This is a genomic window from Azonexus sp. MM2026_4 (assembly GCF_055901855.1).
This window is the reverse complement of the sequence record NZ_CM148380.1, coordinates 3,243,334-3,259,535: the sequence shown is the minus strand read 5'-3', so window position 1 is coordinate 3,259,535 and position 16,202 is coordinate 3,243,334. Positions and strand designations below refer to the sequence as shown.

At 57.1% G+C, this 16,202-nt stretch carries 13 protein-coding genes and 1 pseudogene; 6 read left to right on the top strand and 8 right to left on the bottom strand.

The window, feature by feature from the left end:
* From AC0KWY_RS15310 to AC0KWY_RS15300, 3 genes are all read right to left on the bottom strand, one after another.
* Complete coding sequence (locus AC0KWY_RS15310; protein ID WP_474026354.1) at positions 1 to 1,119, bottom strand: hypothetical protein; 1,119 nt, start codon at positions 1,117 to 1,119, stop codon at positions 1 to 3.
* Positions 1,120 to 1,358: 239 nt separating this feature from the next.
* Positions 1,359 to 1,568, bottom strand: a complete 210-nt coding sequence (locus tag AC0KWY_RS15305) for a hypothetical protein (protein WP_474026353.1) — start codon at positions 1,566 to 1,568, stop codon at positions 1,359 to 1,361.
* 840 nt (positions 1,569 to 2,408) lie between these two features.
* Entirely contained in the window at positions 2,409 to 2,639 is a 231-nt protein-coding gene (locus AC0KWY_RS15300; protein ID WP_474026352.1) for a restriction endonuclease, read from the bottom strand.
* Here AC0KWY_RS15300 and AC0KWY_RS15295 point away from each other — a divergent pair.
* Positions 2,630 to 2,800 carry a hypothetical protein gene (locus tag AC0KWY_RS15295; protein ID WP_474026351.1) on the top strand — a complete coding sequence of 57 codons (171 nt, stop codon included), beginning with the start codon at positions 2,630 to 2,632 and terminating at the stop codon, positions 2,798 to 2,800. The two genes, AC0KWY_RS15300 and AC0KWY_RS15295, sit on opposite strands and share 10 nt — an antisense overlap.
* A 190-nt stretch (positions 2,801 to 2,990) precedes the next feature.
* Here AC0KWY_RS15295 and AC0KWY_RS15290 read toward each other — a convergent pair whose 3' ends face one another.
* From AC0KWY_RS15290 to AC0KWY_RS15270, 5 genes and pseudogenes are all read right to left on the bottom strand, one after another.
* On the bottom strand, positions 2,991 to 3,272 hold the full coding sequence (locus AC0KWY_RS15290; RefSeq protein WP_474029773.1) for a hypothetical protein: 282 nt from the start codon (positions 3,270 to 3,272) through the stop codon (positions 2,991 to 2,993).
* Positions 3,273 to 3,341: 69 nt separating this feature from the next.
* A pseudogene (locus AC0KWY_RS15285) lies at positions 3,342 to 3,899 on the bottom strand (recombination directionality factor); the annotation flags it as partial.
* Positions 3,900 to 3,980: 81 nt separating this feature from the next.
* Positions 3,981 to 4,988, bottom strand: a complete 1,008-nt coding sequence (locus tag AC0KWY_RS15280) for a YqaJ viral recombinase family nuclease (protein ID WP_474026350.1) — start codon at positions 4,986 to 4,988, stop codon at positions 3,981 to 3,983.
* 93 nt (positions 4,989 to 5,081) lie between these two features.
* Positions 5,082 to 6,041 (bottom strand): DUF932 domain-containing protein, encoded by a 960-nt coding sequence (locus tag AC0KWY_RS15275; protein ID WP_474026349.1) that lies wholly within the window; start codon positions 6,039 to 6,041, stop codon positions 5,082 to 5,084.
* A 101-nt stretch (positions 6,042 to 6,142) separates the two neighbouring features.
* Positions 6,143 to 6,550 (bottom strand): hypothetical protein, encoded by a 408-nt coding sequence (locus AC0KWY_RS15270; protein ID WP_474026348.1) that lies wholly within the window; start codon positions 6,548 to 6,550, stop codon positions 6,143 to 6,145.
* Positions 6,551 to 7,241: 691 nt separating this feature from the next.
* Between AC0KWY_RS15270 and AC0KWY_RS15265 the strand changes: the two genes are divergently transcribed.
* From AC0KWY_RS15265 to AC0KWY_RS15245, 5 genes are read left to right on the top strand one after another with little or no spacing between them, the layout of a single operon-like run.
* Positions 7,242 to 7,436: a ribbon-helix-helix domain-containing protein gene (locus AC0KWY_RS15265; protein WP_474026347.1), complete on the top strand. Its 195-nt coding sequence runs from the start codon at positions 7,242 to 7,244 to the stop codon at positions 7,434 to 7,436.
* Between the two features lie 11 nt (positions 7,437 to 7,447).
* Positions 7,448 to 9,187, top strand: a complete 1,740-nt coding sequence (locus AC0KWY_RS15260; protein WP_474026346.1) for an Eco57I restriction-modification methylase domain-containing protein — start codon at positions 7,448 to 7,450, stop codon at positions 9,185 to 9,187.
* Entirely contained in the window at positions 9,184 to 12,252 is a 3,069-nt protein-coding gene (locus AC0KWY_RS15255) for an Eco57I restriction-modification methylase domain-containing protein (protein WP_474026345.1), read from the top strand. Before AC0KWY_RS15260 ends, AC0KWY_RS15255 begins: the two co-directional genes overlap by 4 nt.
* A gap of 57 nt (positions 12,253 to 12,309) precedes the next feature.
* Complete coding sequence (locus AC0KWY_RS15250; RefSeq protein ID WP_474026344.1) at positions 12,310 to 14,349, top strand: ATP-dependent nuclease; 2,040 nt, start codon at positions 12,310 to 12,312, stop codon at positions 14,347 to 14,349.
* A complete protein-coding gene (locus AC0KWY_RS15245; protein WP_474026343.1) occupies positions 14,346 to 16,094 on the top strand; it encodes a UvrD-helicase domain-containing protein in 1,749 nt (582 codons plus the stop codon). The genes AC0KWY_RS15250 and AC0KWY_RS15245 overlap by 4 nt, the downstream gene beginning before the upstream one ends.
* Positions 16,095 to 16,202 lie beyond the last annotated feature (108 nt).

Sequence of the window (16,202 nt, the reverse complement as noted above, 5' to 3'; positions counted from 1 at the left end):
TCAAAACGGCGAACTAGACTGTGGCAGGAAATTGATCGGATATCTGCCTAAGGCGGGCATGACCGTGCCGACTTGCTTGTTTGGAATGTCGCTGGTCCCGATGTGGTCCATGTCCTGAAGCCCCTCAGCCAACCGAAGGTAGGCGGTGCTCATGATCGCCTGTTTGATTACCGATACAACTAGATCAGTTACGAGTGCTGGTGGCCAAGGCACAATTGCCATGCCCTGACCTTGGGTAACTTCCGACCAAAGATCGGCGAGATAGGTAACGACACCCCGGAAATCCTGCATTTTTCGAGGGTCAACGAAGTAAATAAGTTGAGTTCGATAGCCGACTTCCGGCAGGTAATTTCGGAACCAAATATGCCCGACCGGCGCTTCGAGACCAATGGAACTTTCGAAGCCAGCTTGGTAGTTTTCGAAATGATTGGCCGCGTCGCGCAAGCGAATTTCGCAGGTTCGATGCGGCTGGTACTGCAGGTCCATAGTGAAAATGCAGAGGCCGGGATGGTTTTCGACCAAGCGCTGGGTCAGGCGCTGCGTCCTCGACGCCAATTGCTTGCAGTCGATCCGGCGTTGCTTGAGGTTGTGTTGGAAATTACTCTTCCCAGCGGCTTCCCGTAGCCTAATGACCAACGCATTTAGGTACTCGCCTTCGCGCACCCCATCTGCGCTTACCATGGCCATTGGGTTATTTGAAATGGTCGCCTTTGCAAGATTCAGGCGTTCGGCCACGGACAGGAATAGCTTGGCGTACTCGCTCGCTTCGTATTTCGGGAGTTCCAGGCGATACGGGGTTGCAAAAAGGGAATAAATTTCCCTCCCCAAAGAATTGATACGCAACAGCTCCGTGCCGGCAAGGGTCTTGTCGAAAACGAAAGGCAGGTCGGCTGACTTGATCGCATTGGCAACAAACGACTCTATCAGCGGGATGGCATACAGAGGCCACGGAATCCCTTGGTTGGTACTTTGATAGCGAGTCGGCATCCCACATTGATCAAGATCCCAGTATTGGAAGTTGTCACGGATGTGCTGGAAGATGCTGTCAGTTCCATTCGTTTTAAAATTGTTTTGCATAGTTTTATTTGATTGGTTGTTGGTGACGGGTTGCGGTTTCATGTTTTTTCGTTAGCGTTTATAGATAGGCATTGGCCTCATCAAATCAGCCTCGATGACTGACGTTATCTACCCTTCCTTAACCCTGTAAAAACCAGAATTGTTTAATGTTCAAATGTCCCCGGTGGGATGGCGGAATTAAATTTTTAGTCGCTTGATCCTCCAGGTTATTTCCTGTTCGGCATATACAGAGATAGCCCTTTTTTTGCCTCTTCAAGTCATGAATGCCATGCGGGTTTAAATTATTTTTCGCCCCCCTTCAGCGCTTCGCGCAGCTGCCCCACATTCCAACGCGTGTGCCCGCCGAAGCGGCGCGGTGCCGGGATTTCATTCCGACGAAGCCTTGCCCAAACCGTGGGTATTTCGCAGCAAAAAAGCACGGCCACCGTGTCTACATTGACGTGCGCCGCATCCGGCAGGCGGTCAAAATTGGTTACATCGTTCCAGTTCATTTCAGCTCCTTGGATCTCCAGAGAATTGCGGAGAGTGCGGCGCGAGTTTGACTTCAACGATACGTAGGGTCGAGGCACAAAAAGTCCCCGATTTTTGTGCCGGTTTCGAATCGGGCATTTCTTTCGATTCTTCGCATTGACTGCTGCGCGCTGAACGAAAACGCCAATTGACCGGTCAGGCCTCACGGACGTGTGTCAGCGACCGGCATATAGGATCCACTTTGTGACCGGCGTAATGGAGCCACCGGGGCAGCGAAGGAGTAAGCAACGGGAATTTCTGATTTTTCAACGAGCGATCGTTACCCTCGGCGGTTTTTTGCTGGGGTTCGATGAGAAGAAGGAAATCCGAAATGCACCACTACCGGCAGGCCATGATGCGGATGCGTCAGGGCGATTCAGATCGCGACATTGCCAAGGAGAGACCCGTGATGGGTGCCATATACTCGTGAAACACCTGTCCCGTGTGTGCTTCTACGAGTTGGATGCAGAGGTGATTCAGCAATCTCTTCCCCTGAAATTACGTCTCCGCTCGTTCAGTCCGGCTGCGCGGAATTGCTTCGACGCTGAGCCGTAGGCGGGTGTTGAATAGGTCAAAAGTGGTTTCAGCCCGGTCGCCTACGGTCAATTCGTCGCCCCCCCCGACAGGGCGCTATTCTTGGGTAGCGATAGCGGAACACCGCCACTAATTTGCCCCATGGGAAAACTTGCGGCTTCAAATCTTGAATCTCACAAACCTCGATATGGATCAACTGCTTGCGGCCAAGTCGGTATAGGGTTTTTTCAGCAATATCGGGTCTAGAAACGCCCCCAACCGGCAGCCGCCCGCTACGCCGCGTAGCGCTACTTCACCAACTCCATCAGCTTCCCATGCCCATCCACCACGTCGTACTTCACCTGGTCCGAAGTGATCTTGGCGAAGAACTTTCTGGCGCAGTCGATCTTCGATTTTTCTATCGCGCGTAAATCGAGCGTGGACATCGAGCCCTTGGTCTCGGCGATGAAGTAGACGTGTTTTACCTTGTCCTCCTGAAATCCGCCTCTTCTTCGACGGGAGCAAGACCATGGACACACCGACCTCCGACATCAGCCCGCTACGCCAACGCATGCTCGACGACCTGCGGATGCGCAAGCTTAACCCCAAGACGCAAAGCGCTTACATGACATTGCGCGCATCGGAATCTCGTTGCAGATTGACGATTTTTCACCAAGAAAAAAACTTTCACCTGAAATAGCGAAGGGGCAGATGCCCCTTCGCTATTTCTCAGTGACTATGCCGTCCCTGCGCCCTCATCCATCGTCCATAGGCCGAAACCAGAACGACAGAAGCCGCTCCGACGGCAAAGGTGATGGCATACGAGAGCAATGTTTCCAGCGGTGATTGATTGAGCATATTAATCTCCTCGGACTTGAGCTCCTGATCCGTCATGCTGTGGTAGCAGCGCCGGCCTTAGCATCCAGCTTGGCCTGCAAACTCGAACGCTCTCGGTCCTGTTGAGGCGGAATAACAGCCCCGGTCGCACTTTCCCCGCCATCCCGCGCAAAGAACTCTTCGACCACGGACTCGCCTTCTTCCTCGCTGTCCTCGAACGCCCCATTGCCAAAGCCCTGACGTGCCGCCGCGTCCAGTGCTGCCTGATCGAACCCGGCGAGCTGTCGCGCTTCATGGCGCTGTTTGGCTTCGTTCAGCCCATCTTCGACGGTCATCCCACTTCGTAACGAGAGATCCACGTAGTAAATCGGCGTGCCGTGACTCAGCCGCGTCGATTTCCCCCGAAGTCTCAGTTCCAGCGGCAGACAGGACAGTCGATCTCCTGAAATGGCCTGGAAGTAGTGCAGGCGAGCCGTCAGGGTTCGGATGCTGTTGAACCCTGTCGTCCGGAAGACAAAGCTCCCCAGCGGATCATCATCACCAATGCTGACGTTGAGTCAACCATAGGGCTTGCAGGCACCGCCCTTGGCAATCGGGCAGCTATCCGGTGACGGACAGGGCAATTGCCTGAGTCCATCCTCGGTCTGTCGCTTGCAGGTTTCTCCGTTCCCGACACACAACGGGCGCCCCGTCGTTCGGTCGAACAAGCTGTATTCAGCCCGGAAATTGAGTGCCGGATCGTTGAACAAGAGGCGGATTGGGATACTCCGGATCTTTCCGCCTTGTTCCTTGCGCAGCCCCTCATCAAGGGGATGCGGCAGCCAGCCGTCCTTGCCCTGAACTTGGGAGGTGATGGTGAATTGGTCATCCTTCTCCGGCAGACGCTTGCCGTTCTTCTCAACGACCTTGCCGATGGAAATCCGGCCGAGAACGGGAGGGGTAATTGCAAGACCTTTCAACATGTTGCGTGACTCCTGAAAAAATGACGCCTTCCCACTTCTCCTATTTGGGAGAAGTGGGAAGGCGTTTATGGGTTGGGGTTATCAGGCGATGAGAAAGCGCCGGCTGCCCGGTTTGGTCTGGCTGTAGCGTTGCTGATACTCGGGGTGGTCCTTGAGCAGTTGGGTGATATCGAGAGCCACACTGTCCTTGGCCTTCTTCCAGCTGACTGTCCCGGTTTCGAAAGTCGCCCGTGTGGCGCTGCCCATGGCCTGCTGGAGCGTCTGCTTTAACTGGGCTTCCAGCTTCTCCTGCTCAGCGATAGTTTGCCGAACCGAGAGCCAATCAGCGAAGGTTGCGGACAAGTTGCGCTCGGACGAGAAATCAACACTCTGCCCTTCGTCCTCTGGATACAGACAACGCAAAGCCAGATCGGCTGAGGCCGACCCGTCGGCCGGTGGTGGCGAATCCGTTTCGACGTAGTGCCAGAAATGCCGTTCCAGTTCGATCAGTCGGGTAATCAGTTGCTCGTCCCGGTTGATGCGGTGCAGTTCCAGATGCTGGCCGCCGAGCAGAACGGCCACATCGGCTGCCTGCTTACCTGTAACCGCGAGCTGGTGCATCACTTGGAGCTGCACGTATTCTGGAACGCCTTCCTTCCAAAGGCGCGCACCGTTAATCCCGGCCGTCTTGCATTCCAGAATCTGGACTTCATTGGACCCGGTGACTTCCCGGTCGATATTGGCCAGCATCCAAGGCAGGCTGGGGTCAGGATGCTGGAGAACGGCATTGATCCGCCGCACCCGGTGGCCAGTGCGCTTGGTGTAGTGCGCCGCCACGATGGGTTCGAGGATGTTGCCCCAATAAAGGGGCGACGCTTCGTCATGCGGATCGGCCTTGGGCAAATTGCCATCGCGACCCGTCTTCTCCATCCAGAGTTCCAACTGCGACTTGTACGGATTGAGACCGACGGCGGTAGCGGCATCGGAACTGCCAATGCCTTGCTTACGGATCGCCAGCCAGTCTTCACGCGGCAGTTCCTTGGTCTTGACCAGACGAAGTGCCGGACGAGGTTTCCCGGTCGGCTGCGTCATCAATTGTTGAGCTTTCATAACACCTCCAGAAAAGACGAAACCCCCAGCCGGCAAAAGCCGCTGGGGGTCTCAATAGGTTGAAAAATGAAGCGGGGTAAGGATTACGAGGATTTAGGCCGCCAGTAACAGCGCGGCATCCAGAGCACGTTGCTTGAGCATCGCTCCTTGACCGAACCAAGCGGAGTCCAGGCGGTTCTCGGTACTACGTGCCCGGCGTTCGTGATCGACGAATTCAGTCACCGCGTTGAGCAAGCCCCACGCGGTTTGCTTGGCGGATTCGAGTTCGGCACCTTTGCCTTGACCGTCGTACAGGCCCTGCACTTTCTTCAAGGCCCGTTCGTTGGTCAGCGATTCGTTCGGAGAACCTTGCTCGCAAAGCACGTTGAGGAAGTAGGCCATTGCCTCATGCGTTTTGACCTTCCGCTCGGAGAGGATGCGCATGCGATACATGAAGTGGTCCCATTGCGACACGGCAATCCCCAACTGGTGCTTGACGGCTTGGGCATCGAACTTCGTGCGGTGACCGACCTTGATCGCCTGCGGAGCCCCATTTACTGCGATGGCGAGGGTGTTATTACAGACGACGCGAACGGTGGTGGGCGTTGCCGTGGTGGCCAGCGTTCCATCGCATGAGGTGGCCAGCAGCAGGTAGCCATTGACCAGATCGTTGCCCTTGAGCGACAACGACTGACCGGTCTTGGCCAAGGCCCAGAACTTCTTGCCGCCTTTCAACACCCCAGCCGTTTCCAGCTCATAGCCGGAGACCTCGGTGAGGTCGCGGTAGAACTCCAGGACTTCACGCGGTTGGACGACCTGATAGCGCTGTGAGACGACCGACAGGGCTTGCTTGGTATCGGAACGGTAGAGGACTTTCTGTTCGTCGAAGGAATGGATGCTGCCGAGACTGCCGATGCTGTCGGCCAGAAAGCGGACCGGTGTTTCCTGAATGGTCCAATCCATGCCGGCAGACTTCTGCCAAACATCGATAGGTTGTTGAGAGGGAAGCCGGTTGCCAAGGCCGTGCCACGGTTCGGCCCCGACGTAGGCCATTTGTTGGACGAGGTGTGCCATGAGGAACTCCTGAAAGATGAGCGCATAAAGCCCGGCCGAAGCCGAGCAAGCGAGAAATCATGGGAAAAGGGAAGTGGAGAAGTGCAGCCCGACGAGAAGGGCTAGGAATGCTTCAGGCTGAAGGTGTGGCCACAGCTGTGGCAGAGGTAGTTGTTGAGGATTTTGTCGTCAATAACTTCGCCAAGCTTCACTCCGGTCGCGCTGCTTGCGGCACCGCTAATTAGCGCAGCGAGAACCGAGCTGGTGATGATGCTGAAGGCCGCACCAGGGCCGCCAGCTAGACCAGCAACCGCTCTGGCTTTGGCGCTTGCTGCGAGCATTGCGCTGGCTGCGCCCGACAAGGCACCAATTGCGCCACCGAGCCTGCGCGCGCTGTTGCGGGTTTCAATTCGCAACGAATGGCACTTGGGGCAAACCGGAATTGGCGCTTGGCCATGGAATGACTGAGCGTCATGGGGAGGGATGTAGTCCTCTTCGTCATTAAAGGACTGGGAACGATTGAGCGACATCGACAATTCCTCCTTTTCAAAAAGTGCCGGAACGTCTCGATAGAAGCAAGGTGTGTAGCACGCAGGGGCGAGTGCAAACGGCGAGGTATTCGAATGGAGAAGAAGTGGGGGTCACGGGAGCCTCCTAAAGCAAGAATCAATTATCAATCAGGGCGAGATTGCGCTGATGGAGCCGCTCTGTACTGCTCCGGTGGTGATATGTGATTGAAAAAAATTGGCTTTACGGAGGTGCGCCGGATTCTGATGGTGTTGATCAGGCAGTCCAGCGACGTGGCTACTCTGACCGGCGATCATGACCAGGAGCGGCAGCCGGCAGCATTCGGCCTATTGTGTTGAAAAAGTCCCCGAGCGAAATTGTCACCACTTTTTTGGGGTCATTTTATCCTTCCGGACACCCTGATCGCCTCAAAGGGGGCAATTGTGGGTCGGTTTTTTCAGAGCCGCGAATCAAACTGCCGCAAGCGAGTTTTTCAACAAAATAAGAGTGAAGCTGTGGCCCAAAGTCATTTCGCAGGGGCAACAGGTCTCCATCGCGGCCGTTGAGGTTCTAGCGCGTGACCGGCGTTTGACCTTCCCATTGCCGACCCCTCGGCACTCTGAAAAATGCCATCGTCAACCATTTGAGACTCAAAGCTCTGTCCACGTGCTGCGTCATGATGTAAAATGCTGCATCTAATTCGATGGGCTGGTCATGACTGTCAAACGAGGGCGCAAGCCGACTGGCAAACCGCGTGCAACACGCGCCTCGGCGAGCTTGCCCCCGGAGTTGTACGCGACACTGCAAGACATCGCAAAGCAAAAGAAGGTTTCCGTCGCTTGGGTCATCCGGGATGCAGCTGAGAAGTACATCGAAGAACAGTGGCCGCTGTTCGCAAAATCACAGTGAGCAATAATCCAATGGCAACCAAGAAAAAGACGGCCGAGAAGACACAGACCCACAGTGGGCGTTTCACCAGCCTCGACGAAAACAAGCTGCGCGGCGGCTACTACACCTCTTCAGCCATCGCTGATTGGTTGTGCGCTTGGGCGATTCGTTCCCCTAAAGACCGGGTGCTAGAGCCCAGTTGCGGTGATGGCGCATTCCTAGAAGCCGCCGCCAAGCGTTTTTCCGAACTAGGCACCCGTGGCCCCGCAATCGCACGACAACTGACAGGCGTTGAAATCGTCACAGCCGAAGCCGAGAAGGCAAGTGCTCGGCTGCTGGACGCGTTGGCTCAGCGTGCATCAGGTGTCGTCAACAACAGTGACTTTTTCAGTTGGTGGCAAGCAACGGAACAGCCGGTGTTTGACGCAGTGATCGGAAATCCGCCCTTTATTCGCTATCAGACATTTCCAGAGCCACACCGCAGCCTGGCGATGGCTCTGATGGTCGAACAAGGCCTGAAACCCAACCGCCTGACCAATATCTGGGTGCCATTTGTAGTCGCGGCGGTAGCCAGCCTGCGTCCTGGTGGCCGACTGGCGTTGGTATTGCCGGCAGAGCTACTTCAAGTTACGTATGCGTCTCAGCTGCGTTCATTCCTCACGGATCGATTCGAGCGCATAGACATCGTGGCGTGCAACGAGCTGTTCTTCGAGAAAGCTCAACAGGAAGTTGTTCTCTTGTTGGCCGATGGCGTACTGGCAGCGGGTTCGGACGACAATCTTTGTCGGGTGACGATGACTGAGACATGCACCGTTGGTGAAATCACGAATCGTGCGCCCGCCATCGTGCTGGCTGATGCCCAGCCGAAGACCATTCGCCATGACAACGAGAAGTGGCTGAAATACTTTTTGTCGGAGCGTGAAATCACATTCATGCGCGCGCTCCGAGACTCCGGCATGACCGCCAATCTTTCATCTCATGCCAGCGTTGACGTTGGTGTGGTGACCGGCAAGAATGAATTTTTCGTTCTAACAAGCGCGCAGGTCATGGAATTGGGCCTTGAAGGCTTTACGTCGCCCCTGGTTTCGCGATCAGCCCACCTCAAGGGCGCCAAGGTCGGCAAGGCCGATTGGAACGCCATGTCGGACGCAGGCGACCGCGTCCATCTGCTGCACCTAAAGAGGAGCGATGCTAAGCCTACGGCTGCGCTCGCAAACTACATTCGCTTCGGCGAAGGCAATGAGGTCCACAAAGGCTACAAGTGCTCGATTCGTGAGCCTTGGTATGCGGTACCGTCTGTGTGGACTCCGGATGGATTTCTGTTCCGGCAAATTTATGACTTCCCACGGGTCGTATTGAACCAAGCCGGGGCAACCTCGACCGACACGATTCATCGCTTGTCCTGCAAGAGTGAGACGCCAGAGCGCGTCATTGCCAACACCTACACCTGGCTCACTGCCGCGTCGGCAGAGATCGAAGGACGCAGCTACGGTGGGGGCGTACTGGAGCTGGAGCCAACCGAAGCTGAACGCCTACTTATGCCGGCAACACTCAACGGCGCCATACCGTTGACGGAGTGCGACAAGCTCATGCGAGCTGGTCGCCTTGACGAAGTGTTGGAAGAGAACGCGCGGATCGTTCTGCGGGGCCACATGGGCCTATCCGAGCAGGACTGTCTTATCCTGCGCGACATCTGGGTCAAGATGCGCAATCGACGCAACGCTCGGAAGCGCGGTCGCGTGAGCAAACCAGCCGATGGTGTAAGCGCGTGACGGACGAGGCCACAGCCAAGGCCGCGGCGCGTGTCCGCATCGCCGAACTGATTTTAGGCTTCCAACGCAACGAGGCCGATTACCTACGCCCCACCTACAACGAGACTCAGGCGCGCACGGACTTCATTACGCCGCTGCTTGCTGCTTTTGGCTGGGATGTGCATAACCGTGCCGGGCATCCGTCGGGGCTGCGTGAGGTCATTGAAGAAGCCACGGTCGATGTCGGCGAGGGGCTTTCAAAGCGACCGGACTATGAATTGCGTCTGGCACGGCAGCGCAAACTGTTTGTCGAAGCCAAGAAGCCTAGCGTCGCCATTGATCACAGCCGTGACGCGGCGTTTCAGACTCGTCGGTATGGCTACTCCGCCAGCCTGCCGATCGCCGTTCTAACCAATTTCCACCAGATCGCGGTCTATGACTGCGTTCCGGTTCCGGCGCAGACTGACGCGGCGAACGTCGCGCGTCTCTTGCTCGTCCGCTTCGATGAGTTCGAGGCGCGTTTCGACGAGCTGTGGCTGCTGCTTTCACGCCATGCCGTCTATTCCGGCGACTTTGATCGGCGCTTCGCGGTCGGCGGCACGCGTCACGGTGCCGAGCAGTTCGATGACTTCTTCCTGCGCCAAGTGCGCTCATGGCGCGAACGCCTCGCCACTGACATTCATGCCAACACGCCGGGGCTGAGTCCAGGCGAGCTGACCTACGCGGTCCAGCTGTTCCTGTCCCGCATCGTCTTTCTACGCATCTGCGAAGACCGCGACATTGAACGCTACGAGAACCTGAGAAACCTGCCGGCAGCCCATACGTTCGACGCATTGTTGGCCGAGTTGCGCCGCGCCGATGCGTTCTACAACTCCGGCCTCTTTCGCTTGCTTGACGATGCCCGCCTCGGTATTCGCATCAGCGATGCCGTGCTTCAGAGCGTCATCGGCGAGCTGTACTACCCGCAAAGCCCCTACACCTTCGCGGTGGTCGAGACCGAAGTCCTCGGCGAAATCTACGAGCAGTTCCTAGGTGAAGAAATCACCATCACCGGCGGGACGGTCGCGATCGTCCGCAAACCGGAAGTCCGTGAAAGTGGCGGCGTCGTCCCGACACCTCGCTACATCGTGGACGCCATCGTTGCCCGCACACTCACGCCGGCGCTGGCCGGGAATAGTCCGGCAGACCTTGCCGGTTTCACAGCAGCCGACATTTGCTGTGGTTCCGGTATCTTCCTGCTGGCCATCTATGAATTTATTCTCGACCATTGCCTGAGCTGGTACCTGGCCAATCGCCCGGCCGACCATATCGGCACCATGATCTATGAGGCTGGCGCCGGCAACTGGCGCCTGACCTTCGATGAAAAGCGCCGCATTCTTCAGAGCCACATCCGCGGCGTGGATATCGACGCCAACGCAGTCGAGGTCGCACAGTTCAGCCTGTTGCTGAAGTTGATCGAGAACGAAACGCGGGATGGGCTCACGGACTACGTGACGCGGCGCCGTGAACGCGCGTTGCCGGACTTGGGCGGAATCGTACGCGCAGGCAATAGCCTGGTCAGCCGTGCCGAGTGGTTGGCAGCCGTCGGGACGCCGATGCCCGAGGCGCTCATCCGTAAGGTCAATCCCTTCGATTGGCAGGCCGAGTTCCCCGTCGAGATGGGGCATGGCGGCTTCGACGTGATCGTCGGCAATCCGCCATACATCCGTATCCAGAATATGATGGGCTACTCGCCGGAAGAAGCGGGTTTCTATCAGCGTCCGACGTCACCCTATACGACAGCAAGGCAAGACAATTTCGACAAATACGCGCTGTTCTTCGAGCGCGCACTGGCACTGTTGCGCCCGACCGGCCGGCTCGGCTTTATCACGCCGCACAAGTTCATGACGATTCAGGCCGGACGCGCTTTGCGTCGCCTGCTCACAGCGGGCAATCCGCTGGAAGCCGTTGTGCATTTCGGCGTAAAACAGATCTTCGGTCGCGCCGCCAGCAACTACACCTGCATCATCCTCCTCGATCGCAGCGGCAGACCCGACGTTCAGGTCGAACAGGTGGGCAGTCTGGAAGCCTGGCGGTACGGTGAAGCGGGCGCCGTAACTACACTGGCGGCAGCAACGCTGGGCGAGGACGCCTGGCAATTCGCTGACACCGGAACGCGTGCCGTGTTTAACCGCCTGCGGGCGGCCTGTTCAACTCGACTTGGTACCGTCGCCGAAATTTTCGTTGGCGTGCAGACCAGTGCGGACGCCATCTACATCTTTCACAGTGCCGCAGAGACGGCAGACCACCATGTATTGCAGTGGGATGGGCGCGACTGGCCGATCGAGAAGGGCGTGCTTCGGCCATTCCTGCTTGACGTTCAGCTCACCGCCTTCAGCCGTCCCGCCGCGAATACCTGGCTGATCTTTCCCTATGAATTCGTCACGACTCGGGGCCGCACTGCGGCCCGACTGTTGCAGCCAGACGAAATGGCAGCACGCTATCCGAACTGTCTGGCCTACCTGACCGCGCGGCGCGCACAGTTGGAAGCGCGGGCAATCGCTGGCGGAAGGGCTGACGAGCAGCAGTTTTACCAGTTTGGCCGTTCGCAAAGCCTCGTCAAGTTCAACAGCCCGAAGATTATCCTGCCGGCACTGTCACTGGAGCCGCGCTACGTCTATGACGACAGCAACGTCATGGTGACGGGCGGCGGCAATGGCCCTTATTACCTGGTACGCCAACGCGATGGAAGCGGCGTGACTGATCACTACCTGCTAGCTGTGCTCAATCATCCGGTGAGCGAGGCGCTTGTGCGTACGAATACCAGCGTGTTCCGTGGCGGTTACTACTCGCACGGCAAGCAGTTCATCGAAGATTTGCCGGTGCCGATTCCCAGTGATGCCGCTAGGGCAACGATTGACGCGCTCGTCGTCCGCTTGATCGCCGCCCATGGTGACATCGCTACAGCCCGTACGCCACACGACAAGACGCTGTACGAACGTCAAGCCACTGACCTACGTCAGCAAATTGAGGCCCACATCACGCAGCTCTTCGGACTGACGCCCGCTGACATGGATATTGTCCGCGCCGTGCCCGTCCCAGGCTGAGGAGATAACGCGGCGCGGCGTGCCACATGACAACGCACAGTCCGGGAGGGGCATGCAATGAAGTTGAAGAACATAGCGGTCAAAAACTTTCGACTGCTGCATGACGCAAGTCTGATCCTTGAGAAGCAGACGACTGTGATCGTTGGCCGCAACAACAGCGGCAAGACCTCATTGACCGAAGTGATGAAGCGGCTTCTGGGGGATAGCAGCCCGTCGTTCCGGCTCGAAGATTTCTCATTTGCCACGCACCAAAGTTTCTGGAACGCCTTTGTGGCAGCGGCGCAGGGCGCCGATGAACCGGATGTGCGTAAGGCTTTGCCCACCATCGAGATCCAACTGACCTTCGGCTACGAAGCCGGAGAGGCGCTTGGTACCCTCAATGAGTTCGTCATTGATCTCGACCCCACCTGCACCGAGGCGCTCGTGGTTGCGCGCTATGCGCTCCGCGATGGAAAGGTCGGTGAGCTGTTTGCTGACCTGAATGCCCCGGACGAGAAGGCCACGCCGGATCAGATCGAACTGGCGAAGGCCGCGTTGCTCAAGGCCCTGCGCGACCGCGTCCCGGCACTGTTTGGGATAGTCTTCGCAGCAGTCGATCCCAATGACGCGACCAACGAGAAGATCGTTGAAGCCTCCGCTGTAAGGGCGCTTTGTGCCAGCGGCTTCATCGGCGCACAACGCGGCCTTGATGATGCCAGCCAAAAGGACCGTGTTGTCATCGGCAAGGTGCTTGAAAACCTCTTCGCCACTGCCAAGACGAACGCGGCCGACGCTGAGGGTCACGGTACGGCCGAAGAGCTTGAACAGGCCGTGAAAGACATTCAGGACAAGATCGGCGCAGATTTCAACTTGAAGCTTGACGCGCTGCTACCGGCACTTTCGCTGTTTGGCTACCCCAGCCTGTCGGACCAGAAGCTGCGTACCGAGACCACCCTTGATGTGGCGCGGCTGCTCACCAATCACACCAAGGTTCGATACACCGGCGCAAACGGCGTCCACCTGCCCGAGGCCTACAACGGTTTGGGGACGCGCAACATCATCTTGATCCTGCTGCAACTGCGGGAGTTCTTCAAACTCTACTCTGCCATGGAGCCGCGACCGGGAATGCATGTCGTCTTCATCGAAGAGCCGGAGGTTCACCTGCATCCACAAATGCAGGAGGTATTCATCCGCAAGCTCGGTGAGATTGCGACGGTCTTCAGCAAGGAACTGGGAACACACTGGCCCGTGCAGTTTGTTGTCTCGACGCATTCTTCACACGTCGCCAACGAAGCCCATTTCGAGACCATTCGATATTTTCTCGCGGCACTTGACGCGGCCGATGGCACGATGAAGACGGTGGTAAAGGACCTTCGCAAGGGCCTATCGGGGAAGGGCGAGCCGGACAGAACATTTTTGCACCAGTACATGACGTTGACGCGCTGCGACCTGTTCTTCGCCGACAAGGCCGTATTGATTGAGGGGACGACCGAACGCCTCCTGCTGCCCCGCGTGATCAAGATGCTGGATTACGGTAAGCCGGAGGCAACAAAGCTCGGCAGCCAGTACCTTTCAGTGATTGAGGTCGGGGGCGCCTATGCACACATCTTCTTTGATCTGCTTGTCTTTCTTGAACTCCGGACGCTCGTGATTACCGATATTGATACGGTCAAGGCGAACGGCAAGGGCCAATACGAGTCGTGCCAGGTACGCCACGGGGAGCGCACCAGTAATGCTTGCATAAAGGCCTGGTTCAAGAACGATGTCACCCCGGCCGAACTGCTTGCGGCGGATGCCGTTGCAAAAACAATTGCGAAGCGACGCATCGCGTTTCAGCAGCCTGAAGTGAAGGATGGCCCCTGTGGACGTAGCTTTGAAGATGCGTTCATGCTGGCCAATCCAGCGCTCTTTCCTTTCGCCGGACCGGGGGGCGAGGAGCACGAGACGCAGGCGTGGGAAGAGGCTAAGGGCGTAAAGAAGTCGGAGTTTGCTCTGAGGCACGCGCTTTCGACTGATGCTTGGCAGATACCGCGATACATCGCCGAAGGGCTTGCCTGGCTGGCAGAGAACAACCTGTCGGCAGGCATGGCGTCTCCAGCAACGGGAACCGTAGCATGAGTGTGGTTGAGCAACTAAGTCCCGCGTTGTTGGCAGCGCGTACTGCCGACGAACAGGTGGCGCAGTGCTTGAAGAACGGCACAAGCTTCCTGCTTGAAGCGGGCGCTGGGGCAGGGAAGACGTACTCGCTGGTCGAGACCTTGCGGCACCTCATTGCCACGCAAAGTGATGGCCTACGTCTGCGCAATCAGCGTATCGCGTGTATTACCTACACAAACGCGGCCACGGCCGTCATCAGCAGCCGGATCGATGGAAACCCTCTGGTCTTTACGGACACCATCCACGCCTTTTGCTGGTCGCTGATCAAGGGTTTTCAGGCGGCACTCCGGCAAAGATTGATGGCGCTCCCGGCCTGGCAGGAGCGTCTCGCCGCCGGCCCCGTGCTGATACATCAGCCCGTCGATTACGACCTGGGGCATCGCAGACTCACGGACACGCTTGTGTCGCTGCATCACGATGATGTCCTCGCGCTAACAGCAGCCTTATTGCCATTGCAAAAGTTTCAGACCATCCTCACCGATCGTTATCCATTCATCCTTATCGACGAATATCAGGATACGAATACGGAGATCATGGACGCCATCAAGTCCAACCTTTTGGGACGGGCAAGCGGGCCACAGATTGGGCTGTTTGGCGATCACTGGCAACGTATATACAACGACACCTGTGGTCATGTGACGCACGATGCGCTGGTCGAGATTGGCAAGAAGGCGAACTTCCGCTCCGCGACTTCTATTGTCGATGTGCTGAACAAAATGAGGACGGCGCTGCCGCAGTCCGTGAAGGATGAAGCCTTTGTTGGATCAGCCACGACGTACCACACCAATGCGTGGGTTGGGGACCGGCGGACGGGAGCGGGCGGCGGGCACTGGAAAGATGATCTGCCGGCAGATGCCGCACATCAGTTTCTTGAGGCATTCATCGCGAAGCTAAAAGGCGACGGCTGGGATTTTGCGCCCGACAAGACGAAAGTCTTGATGCTGACCCACAATGTGCTCGCTGCAGAACAAGGTTATGCCGCACTCGCGAAGGTGTTCCCCTACACCGACCATTTCATCAAGAAGGAGGATGACTACATCGCCTTCTTTGCAGACAAGCTGGAGCCGGCCTGTATTGCCTTTGGGCACCGCCGTTTTGGCGAAATGTTCGAACTGCTGGGCAGCACGGCGCCCAAGTTCACGTCCCATGCCGACAAGCTCCGCTGGTCAAGTGCAATGAATGAACTCGTGGCCCTACGTCAAACGGGCACGATCGCGGACGTGGTCGCGCATATCGCCAAAGGTGGCTACATCAGTCTCCCGGAGGCAATCGTTCGGCGCGAGCATGACGCGGATCACTACGAGGTCGCCGCCGGCGAGGAACTGCCTGACCGTATGGTCATTACAAGAAATCTACGGGCTATCCCGTACCGCGAGGTGATTGCACTCGATCAGTTTATCGACGGGCACACACCGTTCACCACTAAGCACAGCGTCAAAGGCGACGAGTTTGAGAATGTGGTCGTAGTACTCGGACGAGGCTGGAACAAATACAACTTTGATCAGTATCTGGAATGGGCTGGTTCAGGTAACGTGCCCACCGGCAAACAGGACACATTCGAGCGATACCGCAACCTGTTCTACGTATCGTGCTCGCGGCCGACGACGCGTTTGGCTCTATTGTTCACACAGAAACTTTCGCAGGCCTCAATTCAGACGCTCCAATCATGGTTTGGTGTCGAGGCAGTTCAGGCCTTCAGTATTTGAAGATACACGCCAACAGGTAGTTTGAAGTTTCTCGAACACCACCGTTTTTCGAACAGTCTGCCTATCGGCGATTCCGGTAATAGCCCGAGGTGCCAACCGGTCATTCGA

Excerpts from the sequence above, each read along its gene's own strand:
- AC0KWY_RS15310 (WP_474026354.1), bottom strand. The coding sequence starts at position 1,119 with ATGAAACCGCAACCCGTCACCAACAACCAATCAAATAAAACTATGCAA.
- AC0KWY_RS15305 (WP_474026353.1), bottom strand. The coding sequence starts at position 1,568 with ATGAACTGGAACGATGTAACCAATTTTGACCGCCTGCCGGATGCGGCG.
- AC0KWY_RS15295 (WP_474026351.1), top strand. The coding sequence starts at position 2,630 with ATGGACACACCGACCTCCGACATCAGCCCGCTACGCCAACGCATGCTC.
- AC0KWY_RS15290 (WP_474029773.1), bottom strand. The coding sequence starts at position 3,272 with ATGACCGTCGAAGATGGGCTGAACGAAGCCAAACAGCGCCATGAAGCG.
- AC0KWY_RS15280 (WP_474026350.1), bottom strand. The coding sequence starts at position 4,988 with ATGAAAGCTCAACAATTGATGACGCAGCCGACCGGGAAACCTCGTCCG.
- AC0KWY_RS15275 (WP_474026349.1), bottom strand. The coding sequence starts at position 6,041 with ATGGCACACCTCGTCCAACAAATGGCCTACGTCGGGGCCGAACCGTGG.
- AC0KWY_RS15270 (WP_474026348.1), bottom strand. The coding sequence starts at position 6,550 with ATGTCGCTCAATCGTTCCCAGTCCTTTAATGACGAAGAGGACTACATC.
- AC0KWY_RS15265 (WP_474026347.1), top strand. The coding sequence starts at position 7,242 with ATGACTGTCAAACGAGGGCGCAAGCCGACTGGCAAACCGCGTGCAACA.
- AC0KWY_RS15260 (WP_474026346.1), top strand. The coding sequence starts at position 7,448 with ATGGCAACCAAGAAAAAGACGGCCGAGAAGACACAGACCCACAGTGGG.
- AC0KWY_RS15250 (WP_474026344.1), top strand. The coding sequence starts at position 12,310 with ATGAAGTTGAAGAACATAGCGGTCAAAAACTTTCGACTGCTGCATGAC.
- AC0KWY_RS15245 (WP_474026343.1), top strand. The coding sequence starts at position 14,346 with ATGAGTGTGGTTGAGCAACTAAGTCCCGCGTTGTTGGCAGCGCGTACT.